17 protein-coding genes are annotated in these 19185 nt (G+C 54.0%); 10 read left to right on the top strand and 7 right to left on the bottom strand.

Features of this window, described 5'->3' with window-relative positions; all coding sequences use genetic code 11:
- Positions 1–3 precede the first annotated feature (3 nt).
- Positions 4–717: an SDR family NAD(P)-dependent oxidoreductase gene (locus tag AB1598_02095; protein ID MEW6143786.1), complete on the bottom strand. Its 714-nt coding sequence runs from the start codon at positions 715–717 to the stop codon at positions 4–6.
- A gap of 135 nt (positions 718–852) precedes the next feature.
- Between AB1598_02095 and AB1598_02090 the strand changes: the two genes are divergently transcribed.
- Entirely contained in the window at positions 853–1191 is a 339-nt protein-coding gene (locus AB1598_02090; GenBank protein ID MEW6143785.1) for a hypothetical protein, read from the top strand.
- A gap of 136 nt (positions 1192–1327) precedes the next feature.
- Positions 1328–4174, top strand: coding sequence for an isoleucine--tRNA ligase (ileS, locus tag AB1598_02085; GenBank protein MEW6143784.1), 2847 nt, complete (start codon positions 1328–1330; stop codon positions 4172–4174).
- 456 nt (positions 4175–4630) lie between these two features.
- Here the strand turns inward: ileS and AB1598_02080 are convergent, their stop codons facing one another.
- Entirely contained in the window at positions 4631–4972 is a 342-nt protein-coding gene (locus AB1598_02080) for a histidine triad nucleotide-binding protein (protein MEW6143783.1), read from the bottom strand.
- 527 nt (positions 4973–5499) lie between these two features.
- Positions 5500–6564, bottom strand: coding sequence for an isochorismatase (locus AB1598_02075; GenBank protein MEW6143782.1), 1065 nt, complete (start codon positions 6562–6564; stop codon positions 5500–5502).
- 109 nt (positions 6565–6673) lie between these two features.
- Here AB1598_02075 and AB1598_02070 point away from each other — a divergent pair, with 109 nt between their 5' ends.
- From AB1598_02070 to AB1598_02060, 3 genes are read left to right on the top strand one after another with little or no spacing between them, the layout of a single operon-like run.
- On the top strand, positions 6674–7474 hold the full coding sequence (locus AB1598_02070; protein ID MEW6143781.1) for a (Fe-S)-binding protein: 801 nt from the start codon (positions 6674–6676) through the stop codon (positions 7472–7474).
- 9 nt (positions 7475–7483) lie between these two features.
- The gene (locus AB1598_02065) at positions 7484–8935 is read left to right on the top strand and encodes a LutB/LldF family L-lactate oxidation iron-sulfur protein (GenBank protein MEW6143780.1); all 1452 of its coding nucleotides are present in this window, start codon (positions 7484–7486) and stop codon (positions 8933–8935) included.
- Complete coding sequence (locus AB1598_02060) at positions 8932–9636, top strand: lactate utilization protein C (protein ID MEW6143779.1); 705 nt, start codon at positions 8932–8934, stop codon at positions 9634–9636. Before AB1598_02065 ends, AB1598_02060 begins: the two co-directional genes overlap by 4 nt.
- A 135-nt stretch (positions 9637–9771) precedes the next feature.
- Here AB1598_02060 and AB1598_02055 read toward each other — a convergent pair whose 3' ends face one another.
- The 3 genes from AB1598_02055 to AB1598_02045 form a co-directional block, all read right to left on the bottom strand.
- A complete protein-coding gene (locus AB1598_02055) occupies positions 9772–10269 on the bottom strand; it encodes a cytochrome C (GenBank protein ID MEW6143778.1) in 498 nt (165 codons plus the stop codon).
- A 266-nt stretch (positions 10270–10535) separates the two neighbouring features.
- Positions 10536–11255: an SDR family NAD(P)-dependent oxidoreductase gene (locus AB1598_02050; protein ID MEW6143777.1), complete on the bottom strand. Its 720-nt coding sequence runs from the start codon at positions 11253–11255 to the stop codon at positions 10536–10538.
- A 419-nt stretch (positions 11256–11674) separates the two neighbouring features.
- Positions 11675–12418: a hypothetical protein gene (locus AB1598_02045; protein ID MEW6143776.1), complete on the bottom strand. Its 744-nt coding sequence runs from the start codon at positions 12416–12418 to the stop codon at positions 11675–11677.
- Between the two features lie 368 nt (positions 12419–12786).
- Between AB1598_02045 and AB1598_02040 the strand changes: the two genes are divergently transcribed.
- The 3 genes from AB1598_02040 (at position 12787) to AB1598_02030 (ending at position 15195) form a co-directional block, all read left to right on the top strand.
- Complete coding sequence (locus tag AB1598_02040; protein MEW6143775.1) at positions 12787–13146, top strand: zinc ribbon domain-containing protein; 360 nt, start codon at positions 12787–12789, stop codon at positions 13144–13146.
- 344 nt (positions 13147–13490) lie between these two features.
- The gene (locus AB1598_02035) at positions 13491–14282 is read left to right on the top strand and encodes an SDR family oxidoreductase (GenBank protein MEW6143774.1); all 792 of its coding nucleotides are present in this window, start codon (positions 13491–13493) and stop codon (positions 14280–14282) included.
- 388 nt (positions 14283–14670) lie between these two features.
- Positions 14671–15195: a ComEA family DNA-binding protein gene (locus AB1598_02030; protein MEW6143773.1), complete on the top strand. Its 525-nt coding sequence runs from the start codon at positions 14671–14673 to the stop codon at positions 15193–15195.
- Here AB1598_02030 and AB1598_02025 read toward each other — a convergent pair.
- Positions 15192–17894 (bottom strand): PBP1A family penicillin-binding protein, encoded by a 2703-nt coding sequence (locus AB1598_02025; GenBank protein MEW6143772.1) that lies wholly within the window; start codon positions 17892–17894, stop codon positions 15192–15194. The genes AB1598_02030 and AB1598_02025 overlap by 4 nt on opposite strands.
- A gap of 114 nt (positions 17895–18008) precedes the next feature.
- Here AB1598_02025 and AB1598_02020 point away from each other — a divergent pair, with 114 nt between their 5' ends.
- Complete coding sequence (locus AB1598_02020) at positions 18009–18206, top strand: hypothetical protein (protein MEW6143771.1); 198 nt, start codon at positions 18009–18011, stop codon at positions 18204–18206.
- Between the two features lie 12 nt (positions 18207–18218).
- The gene (cysK, locus tag AB1598_02015; protein ID MEW6143770.1) at positions 18219–19151 is read left to right on the top strand and encodes a cysteine synthase A; all 933 of its coding nucleotides are present in this window, start codon (positions 18219–18221) and stop codon (positions 19149–19151) included.
- The last annotated feature ends 34 nt before the right edge of the window (positions 19152–19185 follow it).

Raw genomic sequence — 19185 nt, 5'->3', positions numbered from 1 at the left:
CACTCAGGACTTTCCGTACACCGGTATAGCGGCGCCGCTTACGGCCCGCGCGTCGTCGGAGCAGAGGAACGCGATGACCTTCGCTATATCTTCGGGGTCCACCCATTTGCTGAAGTCGGCGTCAGGCATTATCATCCTGTTGGCCGGAGTGTTTATCGTCCCCGGGATTACTGCGTTTACGTTTATGTTGTGCTCTTTCAGCTCCTCGGCCATGGACTGCGTGAGGTTGAGCACTCCCGCCTTGGACGCGCCGTATGCCGCGAGACCGGGAGAGCCCTTGAGCGCGGGACGGGATGCGATGTTCACGATGCTCCCCCGGCCCTGTTTTATCATATGGGGGATGACGCTCCTCGAAGTGAGGAACGCGGATTTCAGATTCGTGTTCATCATAGTGTCCCAGGCCTCTTCGTCCGTATCTGCGAGCGGGGACTGAGCGAAGCCGCCGACCAGATTCACGAGAATATCTATGCGCGAGAACTTCTCTATGGTCTTCTGAGCTACGTTTGCGACATTGGAAGCCTTCGTGACGTTCGCCTTGCCGAAAACGACCCTCGACTTGTACTCGTCCCTCAGGCCCAGGCACCCCTCGAGCTCGGCGTCGTCGATGTAAGTGCTGAGAACGTATGCACCCTCCGCGAGAAACAGGGAAACCACGGCCTTTCCGAGACCTCCCGTGCCTCCGGTTATGACAGCGACTTTATCCTGCAGCTTTTTCATTGCGGCACCGTTATATCATGATAATTATCCGTCCACAAGTGATTCAAATCAATATATTCTTATGATAAATAGTCTTGACATCCCGAGCCGGATGAAAATACAATAGAGTTGAATTTGCCCGCGTGTGAGTGATATATGGAGTTATTCATTTCGATGAAGGCCGAGACCCTGAACAAGGGGATTTACTTTCAGGAGAGCAACATAATGCAGATGCCGACCGCCCAGTCCAGGGGCTATTTCATAGCCGAGTTCAGGGAGGGGAGCGACGAAAAGCTCAGGCTGCTCAAAAGATACGTGGACATCCTGAGGCAGAAGCTCGAAGGGGACGAGGTGTTTCAGGTCGAGGACACGAACATAGGGTTCAAGCTCTTGAAGAGGGTCGAAGAGGATAAGGAATATATGGAGGCATGGGAGGACTGGGTGATATTCTCCCGGAACCTCCTCAGGCAGTTAGAAGAGATAGTCGACCAGTAAGGCGTGAAGCTTGCATTTCCCCCCGTGATGAATAATATTTCTCCATCTCAAGGTCAGGAATTTATTCCAACGACCACCAAAGATTGAATATTATCCCGTATAGTGTAGTTTTTACCCCTTAAGGAGAAAGCATCCGATGTCGGAGGCGAAGAAAATAAATTATAAAGACACGCTCAACCTTCCGAGGACAGAATTCCCGATGAAAGCCAACCTCAACCAGAAAGAGCCCGAGTACCAGAAGAGGTGGAAAAAGGTAAGGCTCTACGAGAGGATGAGGGAAAAATCGAAGGGGCTCGAAAAATTCGTCTTCCACGACGGCCCGCCTTATGCGAACGGGCCGATACATTTGGGACACATGCTCAATAAGGTGCTCAAGGACATAGTAGTGAGGTCGAAGACCATGCTCGGCTACGACGTCGATTTCGTCCCGGGGTGGGACTGCCACGGCCTGCCGATAGAGCACAAGGTGATGAAGGAGACGGGGGACGAGGCGAAAGACCTCTCCAAGATAAAAATCAGGTACAAATGCCAGTCGTACGCCGAGAAGTACGTGAAGCTCCAGTCGGGACAGATGCAGAGCCTGGGGACGATCGGGGACTACGAGCACCCGTACCTCACAATGACCCCCGACTACGAAGCGGGCGTGCTCGAGGTCTTCTCGAAGCTCCTGGAAAGAGGGCTCGTATACAGGGACCTCAAGCCCGTCCACTGGTCGATAGAGAACCGCACTGCGCTCGCGGACGCGGAGCTCGAATACTACGACAGGAACGACGCGAGCATCTACGTCCTCTTCGAAATAGATAACCCTGAAGGCCTTCCCGCAAAGCTTAATCTCCCCCCGGACGCGTCTCCGTCGCTCATGATATGGACGACGACGCCGTGGACGCTTCCCGCGAACCTCGCGGTCGCAGCGTCGCCTGAGGGTAAGTACGGCCTCTACCGGGTCAGGAAAGACGGAAAGGAATTCTATGTCGTAATCGTCGAGAACCTTGCAGAGAACGTGTTCAAAAAGACCGGGACGGCGGAATACGAGAAGCTGGGCACCTGCACCGGGCAGGATATGCGCGATATATCCGTGACGTACAGGCACCCGTTCGCTGGAAGGACGGGGAGGGTGGTGCTCGCAGAGTACGTAACTTTCGACGAAGGCACGGGGCTCGTTCACACGGCTCCCGGCCACGGCATAGAAGACTATCAGACGGGGCTCAGGGAAGGGCTCGACATATACTGCCCGGTGCTCGAAGACGGCACGTTCGACGACACGGTCCCCGAATGGATACGCGGGTATGACGTATGGGAGGCGAACGGAATAATAATCGACCGCCTGAGGGATTCGGGGAACCTCTATTACGAAGAAGAATACCTGCATAGCTATCCCCACGACTGGAGGAGCAAATCGCCCACGGTATTCAGGGCGACCGAGCAGTGGTTCATTGGCGTAGACAAGCGCATCGAGGAATTCGGAGGGACTCTCAGGGAGCTCGCCCTCGAATACTCGCGGAGCGGGATAGAGTTCTACCCCGAGTGGGGGAGGAACAGGCTCCGGGGGATGCTCGAAGCGAGACCCGACTGGTGCATAAGCAGGCAGAGGGCATGGGGGCTCCCCATACCGGCTTTCATGAACGAAAAGGGCGAGACGCTGCTCACACCGGATTCAGTCAATACCGTGATAGAAAAGATAAGACAGAAGGGCGCCAATTACTGGTTTCAGGCGAGCGAGGAGGAAATACTAGAAGGCTACGACCCCGGCAAAGACAAGAACGCGCCCGATTGGGCAAAAAAGAAAGGCGCGCTCAAAAACATTAAAAAAGGGATGGACATATTCGACGTGTGGTTCGAGTCAGGCTCGTCCTGGCACTCCGTGCTCGAAGCGAGAGGCATCGGGTACCCCGCCGACTTATACCTCGAAGGCTCAGACCAGCACAGGGGCTGGTTCCAGCTCTCGCTCCTGCCGGCTCTCGGAGTGACCGGAAGGCCTCCCTTCAAGGCGCTCCTCACGCACGGCTTCATGGTGGACGCTCACGGGAGGAAGATGAGCAAGTCCGGAGGGAACGCGCTCGAGGTGGATGAGCTGCTCAAGCAGCACGGCGCAGACATATGCAGGTGGTGGGTGAGCTCTCTCAAATACACGAACGACATAAAGGTCGACTGGGAGTTCTTCAAAGTTGCGGGCGAGGAATACAGGAAGGTAAGGAACACGATAAGGTTCCTGCTCGGCAATATATACGATTTCGATCCGGCGAAGGACAGCGTTACATTCTCCGAAGAAGACAGGCATTCGATAGACGGCTGGGCGATGGGTGAGCTTCAAAAATTCGTACGCGAGACAAAGGAAGCCTATGAGGGTTTTCAGTACAAGAGGGCGAGCGAGCTCATATTCGATTTCTGCTTCGACACGCTGAGCGCGGTCTACCTTGCCGCGACCAAGGACAGGCTCTATTGCGAGGCGGGCGGGAGCAGGAAGAGGAGGAGGAGCCAGACTGCGATGTATCACATTGCTGATGCACTCATAAGACTTCTCGCACCCATACTCGCGCATACGGCGGACGAGGCGTATCTATCTCTCAGGGGCCTTAAAACAGACTCCGCCGAAAGCGTTCACCTGCTCGGCATGCCCGAGGAAATAGAAATCGATACGGACCCCAACTGGGACATGGTGATGGACCTGAGGGGGAAGGTGCTGAAAGCGCTCGAAGATGCGAAGGAGTCTCAGGGGGTGTCGAACCCTCTCGACACAGGGGTGGACGTTCAGCTCGAACCGGAACAATACTCCAGGATCAAACCGTTCGAGCCAGAGCTCGCGGACCTCTCAGGCGTGAGCAGGTTCTCGGTAGGAGAGGGAGAGGATCTCATAATCACGATCAACGACCTCAAGGATGAGCCGAGGTGCGAGCGTTCGTGGAAGAGGGACGGCACCGTGAGGGAACGATCCGACGGAGGGTTCCTTTCGGACAGGGATGCAGAGGCGCTGGGGTTGGGTTAGGAGCACCCACTCCGTCACACTATGTTGTCGAAAAAGAAGAGCAAACAATTTCTTCCTTCTTTTCCTTGATGAAAAAAAGCAAAAATCACACACGAAGTGTGTTTTATGATTGTTAAGTAACTACAGGTGCAAATATAAGAATCGTAGAAATTGATCGGAAGCAGAGGTTAAAGATCGTTTGCCTGCGGGTGCTCACCCGCACAGAATCCTGGCTAAAATATCTTATTACGGCTAAAATCTTTTAATCCCACCCTAATTATCATTGTTGCAAGACTAAGACATCATCACTTAGTAGGATAGGGCGTCCGAATGCGCACCTGCTTGCATTCGTCCCCTAAAAGATTTTTACGCCTAATAAGATATTTCTTAACGCCGATTCTGTGAATGTCGGGAAAAAGCTCCGTCCTTCGACAGGCTCAGGACGAACGGATTTTGAATTATTTTTAGAAAACTGCGCTACCCCGGGGGCCAGGTCATCTGCCTGCCGCCGAGGATGTGCAGATGGACGTGATAGACCTCCTGGCCGCCTTCCCCGTGCGTATTGATGACTATGCGGTAGCCCGAATCGGATACGCCCTGATCCTTCGCTATCCCGGAAGCCTTCACGAGCATATGCCCGAGGAGAGATTTGTCTTTATCGGTCACTTCCGCGAGCGAGGGTATCTCTTTTTTGGGAACGAGCAAAATGTGGACGGGTGCTTTCGGGTCTATGTCCTTAAACGCGATGCACTCGTCGTCTTCGTATACGATTGCGGCGGGTATTTCTCTGTTTATTATTCTCGTGAATATTGAGCTCATGATCGCCTCCTACTCGTTTAAAGCAATATAACATAAAGGCCTGGGCGCTCAATCGGGAATGTTATGCTATATTTTTAAGGTACCCCCTCACCCTAACCCTGTTTTGGTTTAAGTAATTTCGAGCTAAAGGGTCAAGTTCTTCCGTGCCTCTGTTCGGTGGTGTCCGATTGTTCGCTCGCTCACAATCGTTCCTCGATGGGGAGGGGGAAATAAAAACTACGTCCTTCGACCCTTCGACTCCGCTCAGGACAGGCTCGCAGATCAGTATTATCTTGGCTCCTTTGTTTTGCGAAGGCTGAGGAGTGATAGAGGAATCGTATATGAGCGCAGATTCTGCGCCTCAGGACGAACGGGTGTATCACCCCACCTTAATCCTGATTTGGTTTAAGCAGCAATGTGCCTATAGTTGATTGGCTAAGTCGGCTTCGTTGTGGCTACGACCGGTTCTTACGCACGCTCAGAACCGTCCCTCAAAGGGGAGGAGACTAATATGAGGACGAATGGGGGAAATAGGCATTGCGTTCCCTTCATAGCTTTATCCCAGGCCAGGATTCGACGGGGTCGGTGGAGCGGACGACGTGCATGCCGGCCGCGGAGAATTCGGCGAAGGCTTTGTCGGCGTCTTCGGTGTAATCTATGACGCCGGGCACGACGACTGGCGACGTGCAGTCTTCCAAGAGATATATCTTCTCGACGTGGCTCGCGTCACCGGCCATCACTTTCTTCAAAAGGTCGGCTATAGTCCACGCGACGCAGTGGCTCTTCGCCTGCCCGGCGATTATCACGGCGTCGAATTCCGAGAGCTTGCCGTATATCGATTCCGAAGCGGCGGGTTTCTGGAAGAGAGATTCCGTTCTCAGCGAAAGCGGCTGACCGTCGGGCCCCGTCTCTACCTCGGGACCGAGGACGGAGTAGTGCTCGGTCAACGGGTGGTCGCCCTTTACGTGTATGTCAGGCTGGCTGTAGCGCGCGATCGTATGGAAGAACACCGCCTCCTCTACGGACGACACGAGCGCGTGGCCTATGCCTCCCAGCATCGCGTGATACGGCCATACAGTGAGCTGATACTTGCCTGACTTTCTAAGCTCCTTCGTGTAATGAAGGAGGTGACGCTTTATATAGTCTTCGTCGTACGCCAAGCTGCCCGCGATCCTGCCGTTGAACTTCCACTTGCCTTCCTCTATATCTCCGATGGAAATCAGCGTGTAAGGGGCGGGGTGCTCTCCCTTATCGTTCACGAAGAATATGGCGTGGAATATCTGTATCGCCTGGTGGGTGTCCATGGTGGGCGCGATCTCCGTGATGAGGCCCGCGTTCCTGTATATGAACTCGCAGAGCCTCGTGTTGTCGTCGACCGCCCCTCTCCCGGTGCGCCCGCCGACGAAGAGCTCGAACCCCGGTATGCAGAACGTGTTCTGAGCGTCGACGATGATGAGCGACACCCTGAATTCGTCCGCTGAAGACGGCTTGATCCCGTGCCTGCCGGCCCATACGGAAGCGAGCCGCGAAATATTCTCATACTCCACACGGAAGACCTCTCCCGTTCTTTCTGGATTGAAGTGAGGGGGCAGGGGAAGCTCTCTGTATCTCATTAATCGGCTCCGGGTTGCGAACACAGGCCTAAAATAAACGAGGCCCGTGATTAATCTAACAGATTCGTATAATCACCGCTAATTGAAATAAGCCCGATCATCGTTGATAATGAATCCTTACGGACTCGAATTAACCGTATTAAGGCCCGCCATGAGAGTGTATCTCTTCGTCACATGTCTCGTCGATACGTTTTTCCCCGGGGTAGGGGAGGGGATGGTCAGGGTGCTCGACAGGCTCGGTGTGGACGTCGAATTCCCGGCTGCCCAGACGTGCTGCGGCCAGCCGGCATTCAACAGCGGGTACAGGGAGGATGCACAGGCGGTCGCCGAGAGGTTCATTTCGATATTCGGGAACGCGCTACAAGAGAGGCGAGACGAGGAAACGTACATAGTTTGCCCCTCGGGATCGTGCACTACCATGCTTAAAGTATTTTATAAAGAATTACTGTCTAATAGCCCGATACAACTGAACAAATTAGCCCTTATAGCGAACAAGACCTACGAATTCTCCGAGTTTCTAGTAAATGTGATGAAGCGAGCCGACGTGGGGGCGAGTTATAAGGGCGTCGTCACGTACCACGACTCCTGCCATCTGCTCCGGGAGCTCGGAGTGAAGGACGAGCCGAGGAGATTAATTGAGGCGGTCAGGGGGATTGAATTCAGGGAGATGGAGATGCACGACGCGTGCTGCGGGTTCGGTGGCACGTTCTCCGTAAAATTCCCCCGCGTGTCGGTCTCTATGCTCGACGAAAAGATAGACTGCATCATCGGAAGCGGAGCGGACACCGTCATATCGTCCGACATGGGCTGCCTCATGAACATAGGGGGGGCGCTTTCGAGAAGGAAGATACCCGTGAGGGTGATGCACTTGGCTGAGCTGCTCGCGCACACAGGGAGCGAGGGCGACTAGGTTAGGACGATGACATACGAGAGGATAAATTTCGAGACTGATTCCGAAAGAGCGGTCGGGGACGAGAAGCTCCAGCATGCGCTCGTCAACGTGACCAACCGCTTCAGGTCGGCGAGGAACAAGGCGAGCTCGGAGGTGCCGGGGTGGGACGAGCTCAGGACGCTCGCGAGGGAAATAAAGAAAGAGACGATAGAAAACCTCGACAGATATCTCATCATGCTCGAAGAGAACGTGAAGAAGGCAGGCGGGCACGTCCACTGGGCAAAGGACGGCGAGGAAGCGTGCAGGATAATAATAGAGATCGCGCGTAAGAACGGCGTGAACTCCGTCGTCAAGAGCAAGTCGATGGCAACCGAAGAGGTGGAGCTGAACAGCAATCTCGAAAGGGCAGGCATAAGGGCCGTCGAGACGGACCTCGGCGAGTACATCATTCAGCTGGCAGGCGAGCACCCTTCGCACATAATCGCCCCGGCCGTGCACAAGACGAAGGACGACATATCGAGGCTTTTCTCGGAGAAGCTGGGCGTACCGTACATGAGCGACCCCGCCGATCTGACCAAGGTCGCGAGGGAGAGGATGAGGAGCGAGTTCCTGAGCGCGGGGATGGGAGTGTCGGGGGCCAATTTCGCCGTGGCAGAGACGGGGACAATCGTGATAGTCGAGAACGAGGGGAACGCGCGACTGACAACAACCGTCCCGCGAATTCACGCAGCGCTCATGGGCATAGAAAAGATAATCCCGCGCTATAACGACCTTTCGCTTTTCCTCACGCTGCTCGCGAGGAGCGCGACTGGGCAGAAGTCCTCGACGTACGTCTCGTTCATAACGGGCCCGCGTAGAGAAAGCGACGCCGACGGCCCCGAGGAATTCCACCTGGTGCTGCTGGACAACGGGCGATCGGGTATTCTCGCGAACGGGGAAACGAGGGAGTCGCTTTACTGCATAAGGTGCGGGGCGTGCCTCAACAACTGCCCTGTATACAGGAAGGTGGGCGGGCACTCGTACGGGTGGGTCTATTCGGGCCCCATAGGGGCGATAATAAATCCGCAGCTCCTGGGTATAGATAAAGCGCCCGAGCTGCCGTTCGCGTCCTCCCTATGCGGCGCGTGCAGGGACGTGTGCCCGGTGAAAATAGATTTCCCGAAGGTCCTCCTCGAGCTCAGGCATGAAGTAAAGGAGACAAAAGCAGAGACAGGCAAAGGACGGGAACTCTTCTTCGAGCGTCTAGCGTTCAGGCTCTGGAGGACCATAGTCACGCACGAGAGACTCTACGGGTTTTTCTCCTCGCTAATGTACTACGTACAGATGCCTTACAGGGGGGAGAGCGGAGGTCTCGGATCGCTGCCGTATCCGTTTTCGAGATGGACTCGGGACAGGGATTTCCCGGCGATAGCGGAGATACCGTTCAGGGAGAGGTGGAAGGAGTTGAGAAAGGAAATAGGGGAGGGGAGTACGAAATGAAAAATGATTCCCGTGAAGAGATACTGAGGAACATAAAAAAGGGCCTGTACGGAGACACGGCGCGTAAAGAGGGGGGAATTTTATCACGGAACGGAGATCGGGACTTCGGGAAAGAAGCTGAGGATCTCAAAAGAGACAGATTATTGCATATAGAGAGGCTGGTAGAGTTATTTATTAAAGAACTGCTTAATGTTAATACAGAGGTTCAACAAATCGAGACCGAAGTGGAGTTAAAAGCTTATATAATCGAGCTCGCGCGCAGGAAACGAGCACTATCGTTTGCGATATGGGACACCGAATATCTAAGGTCACTGGGGTTGACTGATTTTCTGAAAGGGAAAGGGCTGCGGGAAATAAAATCCAACGATAAGAACGAGATAGCAGAAGCCGGGATCGGCATATCGGGGGCGGATTACGCCATAGCCGATACGGGGACAATCGTGCTGCTCACGGACGAGAACAGGCCGAGGAGCGTCTCTCTCCTTCCTCCGGTACATGTTGCAATAGTCAAAAAATCAGATATAGTGAGCAATATCAGAGAGTTATTCATCATACTTAAACAAACGCTCGATACCACTCAAAGCGTTCCAAGCTGCATGACATTCATCACGGGGCCGAGCAGGACGGCGGACATTGAGCTTAATCTTACTCTGGGCGTGCACGGGCCGAAGGAGCTGTACGTGATTATCACGCCAGATTAATGACACTACTGGTTTGTCGTCGCGAGGGAGCGTAGTGTGCGACCGTGGCGATCGCGCATTTATTCATGAGATTGCCGCACTTCGCTAACTTCGTTAGCTTCGTTCGCAATGAGAGGGTTACTCATTCCCGCATGTTCAGAATGCGCTCGGGAACTCGACGTACGGGCCGGTCGGCTCCTTGTCGGGCGGAACGTAGTCGGGCATCGGCTCTCCGGCGGGGCCGAGCGACCTCACGAATTTATATATCGCTACCAGGTCCGAATCGGAGAGATCTCGCAGTATATACCACGGCATGGGCGGTCTCGATCTTGCGGACCTTGCGTATGCCAACCACTGGTCCTCGGTCAGGCCCTGCATGAAGAGCCTGAGGTTGATCGCATAAGTGGTTCCCCAGGGTCCGCGCCATCCGAGCGGGCTCCCGGTAAGCCATTCGTTCACAGGAAGGTTGCCGTCCGCTTCCGGATACCCGGGGGTGTGGCAGTCGTTGCAGCCAGTGATTTTCACGATGTACTCTCCGTGCGTGACAGGAGAATCTTCCGCAGCGCCAGTGCCGGCGGTTTTGTTGCATGAGGTTAATACGGCGGCGCCGATTAATGCCGCAGCAGTAAATACAAGAATTTTTTTATTCGCCATTTTTATCATCCTCCGAAATTAAATTGAGCATGTTGTGAAGCTATCTATTATAGGTAGCATCGGAATCAAACGCAACGGTAGGGATTAATTTGGGAATACAGGGTGAAAACCGGGCGATCTCTCTTTTCTTGAGATTGCCGCGTCGCATCCGGCTCCTCCTGAAGGCTTCCGTCTTCGCTAAAGCTGCGCCGGACGAGACGCCGGCATAAAGCGCTCCTCGCAATGACAGGATGACACGTGAGGTGAAGAAAATTAGCGATCGTAAATCACTTCGCGCCGATCCAGTCTCGGGCGTTGAACTCCTTTCCCGTGACGCCGATAGAGTCGTCGGACGCGAGGTATACGAAGACCGGGGAAATATCATCGGGCGAGGGGAGGGACATCGGGTCTTCATCGGGGTAGGCGTCGGCGCGCATGTCGGTGCGAGTGCCGCCGGGGTTCACGGAGTTCACCCTCGGACCGGATTCTCCCAATTCGTCCGCGAGCACCTGTGTAAGGGCTTCCAACCCGAACTTGGACGCGGCGTAGGCTCCCCATTCCTTTTTTCCCTTCCTCCCGACGCTCGAGCTCACGTTTATAATCGATGCGCTCTCGGATTTCATCAGGAGCGGGAGGAGCGCTTTCGTTACGAAGAACTGCGCGTTCAGGTTGATGTCGATCACTTCCTCCCAGACGTCTTCCGGATAGTCGGAAACGGGCTTACGCTCGCCGAGTATGCTCGCGTTGTTCACGAGCACGTCGAGGTAGCCCCATTTTTCAGCGACCGTCTCCGCGAGACGTTTGACGTCGTCCCTCTGCGAGATATCCGCGACTACGTAGTCTACGGCGCCTGATCTGCCTAGCTCGTTGCATGCGGCTTTGAGGTTTATCTCGTTCCTCCCGCATATGATCACGGACGCGCCTTCCTTGAGATAGGCAGCGGCTACGGCTTTACCGATGCCCTTGGCGCCGCCTGTGACGAGGGCCTTCTTGCCGTCGAGTCTCATTACATTCAATTCTACCAGTTATAGTCGGTATCGCTAAATGGTGAGAAGGCGCTGCAGCTTTCGTATTATGACATATCAAAAGAAAAAAAGGGCAATTTTTTTTCTTCTTTGTCTTGATACAAAGAAGCAAAAATCAAGACTATACAGAATTGGCTAAAAATCCCAAGTTAACGCTAAAATCCATCAATTCCTCCCGCATAAGGAGCGATGAAGATTTGACGTGCCGGCTGAATTTACGTTGCTACTTATTAGCAAGGGCATCCGATTCCTCACTTGTTCGGAATCGTCCCCTGATAGATTTTGCACGCGTTAACAGCTGATTTTCTTTACGCCAATTCTGTAATGTCGTTATCGAAGTATGAACGGGTTGCTGCATCAAGCAGAAGAGGTATGGAAGAACCGTATAGAAGGGATGAAATCTACTCGTCCAATTTTATCCGCTCCCCGGAAGAGAGTTTCAATTCCACGCCTGTAAACCAGACGCGGAATTTTCCGTCTGCGCCCGGGTGATTGAGTGAAAGCATAATCGGGCCGACGCGGCGGTTGTCTTCCCACGCAGCGGACACAGTCGGTATCTCGGAGCCGCCGCGCCTGTAAATCCATTCGGCAATCGTGTTGTCGTCGTCTAAAAACAGATCGTATCTGTCCCCGGGGGTGTAGCCGCCCGTGGGCGGATAGACAACGCTGACCATCCTGCCAATTCTGCCGCTGATGGGGAACTTTCCCTTTTCGGGATCGATCTTGACCGTTATGTCCTTGTCCCAGACTAGATGAAAGGGGAAAATGAGCCAGTACTGGTCGTTGATGAAATGCGAATCGATCTCCACGAGCGATTCCGATCCGGGAGACGATAAATCCTTCCTGTAGTAAGTTACCGCTTTGTCAGTTTTCCCGTCTCCATGGTAAGTGACGCGGTCCGCCTTCGGCTGCCATATCCAGGACCTTTGCGCTTCGGTTTCGCCTTTACGAACGTTGAACGTGAATTTGATTTCTTCTATTTCCCCGAAGCCGCCGATACCGTAAGCCTGCGCGATTTTCTCGCCGACGGAGGGTTCCTGAGACAGAGCAATTTCAGCTCTGCTGAAAAGGCAGAGCATAAGAAGAACTGCAATCGCCAACCATACTTTTTTATGCGGGAGGACATCCGAAGGTGGATCAGGCATAGTACGGGATAGTATACGTATAACAGCCTCCGGGACAAACCGGGCCGTCCCAGGGCTGGATTTGCATATGTCCGATAAGATATATTATGTTAACTATTATCACAGTGCAATTTCTTACTGTATTTTTGCCCTAAGCTCCTATCGCCCCTTCTACGGAATACATAACAAAGCGATATATTTCTCTTTTTATCCTTGACGAAAAAGAAGCAAAAATCACCCGACAGTGCGGAAGTTAAACCCGTTCAACCCTTCGACAGGCTCAGGGCGAACGGGTATGATTGAGCCGAGCGCCGAAGCTTGAAAATCCGACCCGAACAATTATATTTAAACTTATTTTAGGTAACCCCTCTCAATATGAGGTAAGTACAATGCCGATCTACGAGTACGAGTGTAAAAAATGCGGAAGGATAACGGAAGCACTCCAGGGGTTCAACGACCCGCCGCTCAAGAAGTGCAAATACTGTAAAACAGGAAAGCTCGAAAAGCTCATCTCCCTCTCATCGTTCCAGCTCACGGGATCGGGATGGTATTCGACCGACTACGCCAAGGGACCGGGCATACCCCCTCATGCGAACGACATCGGCACGCCGGTGAAAGACGGCGCCGAGGGTAAGGACAAGAAAGAGATTCCTGGCCTACCGTCCGAAGCCGCGGCCGTATCGGGCGCGTCCACCGTAGAATCGATTAAAAAGGACACGGCTAAGGCCAGAAAGTCCAAGAGCGCATGATCGTGGAAAGAAACGAGGCTTTCCCGTATGGCTTTGTTTTAAGATAGACGAGATTCTGAATATTTCGGTTTGGTAAACGAATAAGCGGAGAATAGTTACATCATTGGATTCGTCCAAGAGCGTCCGGTTCTTGCACTTGTTCAGAAACGTAGTTCAGAATGACAAACAAATAGTTAGCTGTGGGCGGAACGGGCCCTGCCCTGTTAGGAGCGGCTTCGACCACTATTGCTATGAATTGGAAAAGATTGTAAAAAGATGAGATGCTGAATAGATCCTGAAATAAATCCTGAAACAAGTTCAGGACGGCGTTCAGGACATGGTTCAGAATGACAGATTGAAATATCATGGACCTAGGAATCAAAGATAAAGTAGCGATCGTATGCGCGTCGAGCAAGGGCCTGGGCAAAGCCGTCGCCCTCGGCCTTGCCAGGGAGGGCGTGAAGCTCTCGTTGTGCGCTAGAGGCAAAGAAGACCTCGATAAGGCGGCCGAGGAGATAATTACCGAAACCAAAGCGGACGTGCTGGCGATAGATTGCGACGTATCGAAGACCGCAGATATCAATAAAGTCATCGACGAGACGGTAAAGAAATACAAGCGCATTGACATACTCGTAAACAACGCGGGAGGCCCTCCCACGGGCGCGTTCCTCGATTTCTCCCTCGAAGACTGGCAGAAGGCGGTGGAGCTCAATCTCTTCAGCACTATATCGTTCAGCAGGGCCGCCCTGCCCTACATGAAAGCGGAGAAATGGGGACGCATCGTCAACATCACATCAGTCGCCGTGAAGCAGCCGATAGACGGGCTGATACTGTCCAATACGGCGAGGGCGGGAGTGATCGGACTCGCAAAGACCCTGTCCAACGAATTCGGCCCGTACAACATTACTGTGAACAACGTTTGCCCGGGGAGGATACTCACGGACAGGATAACCCACCTTGCCTCGGAAAAGGCAAAGAGAGAAGGAACGAGCCTTGAAGAAGCGCTCGGCTCGATGGAGACGGACGTTCCGCTGAGACGCATAGGTAAACCTGAGGAGCTCGCGAGCCTGGTCGTGTTTTTAGCCTCGGAGAGAGCGAGCTACATCACGGGCACTACTATACAGGTGGACGGGGGGCTGACGAAGGGGCTTTTTTAGGATTGCGGCAAGGTCGAAGGGATGGTGCTCCTACAAAAGAAAGGCTAAATCCTCCCTCATTTGGGTTTACTACCTGCGTCACTCTGATTAAGGCATTTCTTTGACATTTATCAACACTGACCAATTCCTCTTTTGCTCGGAATTGTCCTCCTTTTCAAAGGAGGGAATTAAAGGCATTAAGGCGAAGGGATAAGAATCTCCCCCTTTGAAAAAGGGGGATCAAGGGGGATTTAAAACTGGATTCCCGATCGGTGTCGGGAATGACAAAGAATAAACATTTTATCCCACTGCTCAACGTAGCGATGCCCGTTCAACCCTTCGACAGGATCAGGGCGAACGGGTTGGGTATTCGTTTGCTGATGCAAAGGGAATGTCGAGATGAAAAAAAATGTCGAACGGCGGCGTTTCTATAAAAAGAAATCACTCACTCCTGTATCTCGCCCTACTCTGCCTACTGATACTCCTCGCAAAGACCTATTACCGCTACGTATTCCCGCGCGATACGGGAGCTGCCAATATGCCGGACGGCATCTATATCGAGATAGACGACGGGCGCACTTCCGTGGTGAAAGCTCTCGAAAGTCCGGACGAACTTCTTCAAATCAACCGATTATATAATATTGATAGAGCATTAAAGAGCGGAGATAAAATTATACTTGAAGACGGGGGAAAGTCCCGGACAGGCAGAATAAGCGGACTAAAGAGCCTTTCCCTCGGCCTCCCCATAGGGATCAACTCGGCGACCGCGGAGGACCTCGAAGCACTCCCGGGAATAGGAGAAAAGCTCGCGCTCAGGATCGTCGCATGGAGAAAGGAGAACGGAAGGTTTCGGGACACTTCAGACCTTCTCGAGGTAAACGGGATGGGCGAGAAGAAGCTCGCCGGGATAAAGCCTTATATCGATCTCGATTAACGCTTGAGGAGAAAGTCGATCTCTGTCTCGGTCTCAGGCTCGCTGTTTCGCACTCCCCCTAACTCCCTCGGATAGTACATACCTGAATTCTCTATCTCCTGACCGTCTATCACGACCCTGTCGCGTATCGAATCCAGCACGTCTTCCCTTAAGGACTCGAGGCTGTAGGGGATATTGCCGTAAGGCGTCGAGACCATCTTGATACCCGCGGGCTGCTTGAACGTCCCGCCGGGGTATTTCGCGAGGGCATCTTCCATGTAGTCCATCCATATCGGGAGAGCGGCCGCCGAGCCCGCCTCTTTTCTTCCGAGAGGCTTGTGATCGTCCCTGCCCACCCATACTGCAGTTGTTATCTTGGGGCTGAACCCGACGAACCAAGCGTCAGTGAAGTCGTTCGAGGTCCCGGTCTTGCCCGCTATAGGGGCGAGCGACGTAAGCCTCAAAGCCTTCATACCCGTGCCCTCCTTCACGACGGCCTGAAGAAGGTCGGTCATAATGAACGCGGTCTCGGGAGTGATCGTTTCTTTCGAATTTCCCGCGGACGTGAAGTCGACAGACTGCTCCTTCAATAGTCCGAGAAACTCCTCGGGCGTAAGGAAGGCGTAGTTGTCGGCGTTCGCCGCTACATCGCCTTTGTCCGTGAGCACCTCTTCCTTGATGTATTCAGGCGCTTCCACGGGCTCCCTGCCCTTCTTCTCGGCGAGCTCTTTCAGAATCCTGAGCCTGGCGTCTTCCCTCTCGGCCTTGAGAGACTCCTCCTTCGACATGAACTTCCCGCCCGTGTTGTCCTCGAGTATCTTCCCGTTCCTGTCGTAGATGCGGAGAATGAACTGCGGCTCCACGAGCTTGCCGCCCGTCGCGAATACGTTGAACGCATTCGCCATCTCGAGCACGGTCACGTCGGAGCCGCCAAGCACGAGGGACGGGTACGGCTGGAGCTTGGATGTGAAGCCGAAATTCCTGGTCGCGTACTTCTGGGCATACCTTGGGTCGATGTCGATTATGAGCCTGATGCTGGCGAGGTTGCGCGACTTCGCGAGCGCCCTCCTCAGGACCATCGGCCCTTCGTAGTTCCCGTCGTAGTTCTGGGGCGCCCAGTCCTTGACCACCACGGGCATGTCGTACAGTATGGAAGTCTCGCTGTACCCCTTGTCTATCGCCGCAGAGTATATGATGGGCTTGAACGACGAGCCCGGCTGCCTCATGGCCTGGGTAGTCCTGTTGAACTGGGACTGGCCGAAGTCGTAACCCCCGACGAGGGCCCTTATCCTGCCGTTCGACTCCATCGAGATGAGCGCAGCCTGGGATACGGGTACGTAGACGAGCGAGAAATAGTACTTGCCGTCCTCGTTCCTGTCGGCTTCGACCTTTACGACGTCGCCCTGCTTGAGCTCGGCGGGCGCGAGGCTGGTGTCCTCGTAGCCGTCGGCAGGGGCGAGCTTTTTGTCGGGATACGGGGATTTGAGGCCGGGCACCGCCTTACCGTACGGCGAGCTCACGGCGAATTTCAGCACCCCTTCCACACCGCCTACTTTTACCGCCGCAGTGTAGAGAGGCTTGTCCGAGTCCTTGGTCTTGTCGTCTTTAGCGACCTTCGTGATTACCGCGTCGTACGTCCCGCCGATCTCGACGCTCTTTATGTTTTGTTGCGCGGTAAACCTTTTAATCTCTTTTTCATTCGCCAGGTGCCTGAGGACGAGGTTGTGTCCGTGCCTGGAATCGAGGCTCATTACGCCGCGCTTGAGCGCCCACTGCGCTTCGAGGTTGAGGTCGACGTCGAGCGTGGTGAAGACCGTATACCCGCCGTTCAGAAAATCCTTCACCCCGACCTTGTCCTGGAGGTACCTCCTCACGTGCTCGACGAAATAGGGCGCGAGGTCGCTGTTGACCCTGCGCCTCGGGACAATCTCAATCTTCTGGTCTACGGCGTCGAACCTCTCCTCCCTCGTAATGAACCCCGCCTCTTCCATCTTGCTGAGTACGAGCTTCTGCCTCTCGAGCGCCCTGTCCGGGTGCTTCCGCGGCGAGTAGTATTCGGGTTTCTTCGGAAGGCCCGCGAGCAGCGCAGCTTCAGCGAGTGTAATGTCCCTCGCCGATTTGCCGAAATAGTTCCGGCTCGCGGCTTCGACTCCGTACGTGCCGTCAGCCAGATATATGTGGTTCAGGTAGAGATAGAGTATTTCTTCCTTGGAAAGGTTGTTCTCGATCCTGTGGGCGAGTATGGCTTCCTTTATTTTTCTCGAAAGGGTCCTCTCGGGCGTGAGTATTATGTTCTTGATAACCTGCTGCGTTATGGTGCTCGCCCCCCTCACCCAGTCGCCCTCCTGAATGTTCTCGAGCACCGCGCCCAGTATGCTCTTGATGTCGACGCCCTCGTGCTCGAAGAAGCGCTTGTCCTCGACGGCTATGAACGCGTCCCTCACGTGAGGGGGAATGTCCTCGTAAGGTATGAGCTTGCGCCTCTCGGCCGCGAACTCCGCGATTAGCGTCCCGTCGGAGGAATACACCTCCGTAATCAGCTTCGGTTTGTATCCCGTTATAGCCCTGAAGTTGGGGAGGTCGCGAGAGTAGTAGAGGTAAGCGCCGTACAGCGCCAGGACCCCGCAGGCGGTAATGAAGAGGAACGCTACCAGAAAGAAAGCCAGGAGTTTGCTTTTTTTGGGTTTTGATTTAAATTTAACCTTCTTTTTCCTGGCCATTAAGGTGTGCCGAGTCCCTTTTATCTCGTGTAGATGATTGACTTTTGGAGAATCAACGTAAATTATACCTGAGTTGGGATTATTAAAAAATCATAAATTAGTAAAGGCGGGCCGATGGAAGGAAGCGGCGAAACCCTCGATTCCTACATAAAGAGAATGGAAGACCAGGAGCTCAAGGGACTGCTCCTCAAGTTAAAGAACGAGCTCAGAAAGGAAGACGCGTCGTGGGAAGGAGTGAGGTCCATACTCGAGTCCCTTCATAGGAAGAACAGCGGCGTATTCAGCGAAGTCGCACCCCTGATAATAAAATAAGCCCGGAACAGAATGAGCGAGAGAGTAGTCGATAACATACTTGACCTCATCGGCGGAACGCCGATCATCAAACTGAACAACGTGGTTGAGGAAGGCAGCGCGACCATATGGGCGAAGCTCGAAAACCTTAACCCCGCCGGGAGCGTCAAGGAGAGGATATGCCTCAGGATGATCGAGGCCGCGGAGAAGGCGGGAGTCATAGAGCCGGGAAGGAGCGTCATCGTCGAGCCTACGAGCGGAAACACCGGGATAGGGCTCGCGCTCGTTTGCGCCGTGAAGGGATACAGACTGATACTCACGATGCCCGACGATATGAGCCTCGAGCGGAGACAGCTCCTCACAGCATACGGGGCCGAGCTCGTGCTAACGCCGGCCGCGGATCAGATGGAAGGGGCGGTCAGGAAAGCCGGCGAGATACTGAGTGAACACCCCGGCTCTTTCATGCCCCAGCAGTTCAGGAACCGGGAGAACCCGGCGACCCACAGGGAAGGCACCGGGCCCGAGATACTCGGGCAGATGGAAGGCGGAATAGACGCATTCGTAGCCGGGGTAGGCACCGGGGGGACGATCACAGGGGTCGGCGAGGCGCTTCGAAGGAAATTCCCCGGTATATACATAGCCGCGGTCGAGCCCGAAGAATCGGCCGTGCTCTCGGGGGGAAAGGCCTATGTCCACGATATACAGGGCATTGGCGCGGGTTTCGTACCCGAAATACTCAACAGGGAGATATACGACGAGGTAATCAAAATAAGCGGCAAAGAGGCAAAGAACTTCTCAAGGGAGCTCGCGGCAAAGGAGGGCCTGCTTATCGGGATTTCAGCCGGAGCCGCGGGGGCCGCCGCCGTGAAAGTCGCGAAAAAACTGGGGAGAGGGAAGAACGTCGTAACGATATTTTCCGATACCGGGGAGAGGTATCTGAGCACGGGACTTTTCGACAACGAATGAAACTCTTTAGCAAACTTTGTAATTATCCTTTATA

Source organism: Thermodesulfobacteriota bacterium (assembly GCA_040754335.1).
Lineage (GTDB): Bacteria > Desulfobacterota_D > UBA1144 > Nemesobacterales > UBA2774 > 2-12-FULL-53-21.
Note: the sequence above shows the minus strand (reverse complement) of the source record. Positions and strands in the feature narration are given on the sequence as shown.

Excerpts from the sequence above, each read along its gene's own strand:
- AB1598_02095 (MEW6143786.1), bottom strand. The coding sequence starts at position 717 with ATGAAAAAGCTGCAGGATAAAGTCGCTGTCATAACCGGAGGCACGGGA.
- AB1598_02090 (MEW6143785.1), top strand. The coding sequence starts at position 853 with ATGGAGTTATTCATTTCGATGAAGGCCGAGACCCTGAACAAGGGGATT.
- ileS (MEW6143784.1), top strand. The coding sequence starts at position 1,328 with ATGTCGGAGGCGAAGAAAATAAATTATAAAGACACGCTCAACCTTCCG.
- AB1598_02080 (MEW6143783.1), bottom strand. The coding sequence starts at position 4,972 with ATGAGCTCAATATTCACGAGAATAATAAACAGAGAAATACCCGCCGCA.
- AB1598_02075 (MEW6143782.1), bottom strand. The coding sequence starts at position 6,564 with ATGAGATACAGAGAGCTTCCCCTGCCCCCTCACTTCAATCCAGAAAGA.
- AB1598_02070 (MEW6143781.1), top strand. The coding sequence starts at position 6,674 with ATGAATCCTTACGGACTCGAATTAACCGTATTAAGGCCCGCCATGAGA.
- AB1598_02065 (MEW6143780.1), top strand. The coding sequence starts at position 7,484 with ATGACATACGAGAGGATAAATTTCGAGACTGATTCCGAAAGAGCGGTC.
- AB1598_02060 (MEW6143779.1), top strand. The coding sequence starts at position 8,932 with ATGAAAAATGATTCCCGTGAAGAGATACTGAGGAACATAAAAAAGGGC.
- AB1598_02055 (MEW6143778.1), bottom strand. The coding sequence starts at position 10,269 with ATGGCGAATAAAAAAATTCTTGTATTTACTGCTGCGGCATTAATCGGC.
- AB1598_02050 (MEW6143777.1), bottom strand. The coding sequence starts at position 11,255 with ATGAGACTCGACGGCAAGAAGGCCCTCGTCACAGGCGGCGCCAAGGGC.
- AB1598_02045 (MEW6143776.1), bottom strand. The coding sequence starts at position 12,418 with ATGCCTGATCCACCTTCGGATGTCCTCCCGCATAAAAAAGTATGGTTG.
- AB1598_02040 (MEW6143775.1), top strand. The coding sequence starts at position 12,787 with ATGCCGATCTACGAGTACGAGTGTAAAAAATGCGGAAGGATAACGGAA.
- AB1598_02035 (MEW6143774.1), top strand. The coding sequence starts at position 13,491 with ATGGACCTAGGAATCAAAGATAAAGTAGCGATCGTATGCGCGTCGAGC.
- AB1598_02030 (MEW6143773.1), top strand. The coding sequence starts at position 14,671 with ATGTCGAACGGCGGCGTTTCTATAAAAAGAAATCACTCACTCCTGTAT.
- AB1598_02025 (MEW6143772.1), bottom strand. The coding sequence starts at position 17,894 with ATGGCCAGGAAAAAGAAGGTTAAATTTAAATCAAAACCCAAAAAAAGC.
- AB1598_02020 (MEW6143771.1), top strand. The coding sequence starts at position 18,009 with ATGGAAGGAAGCGGCGAAACCCTCGATTCCTACATAAAGAGAATGGAA.
- cysK (MEW6143770.1), top strand. The coding sequence starts at position 18,219 with ATGAGCGAGAGAGTAGTCGATAACATACTTGACCTCATCGGCGGAACG.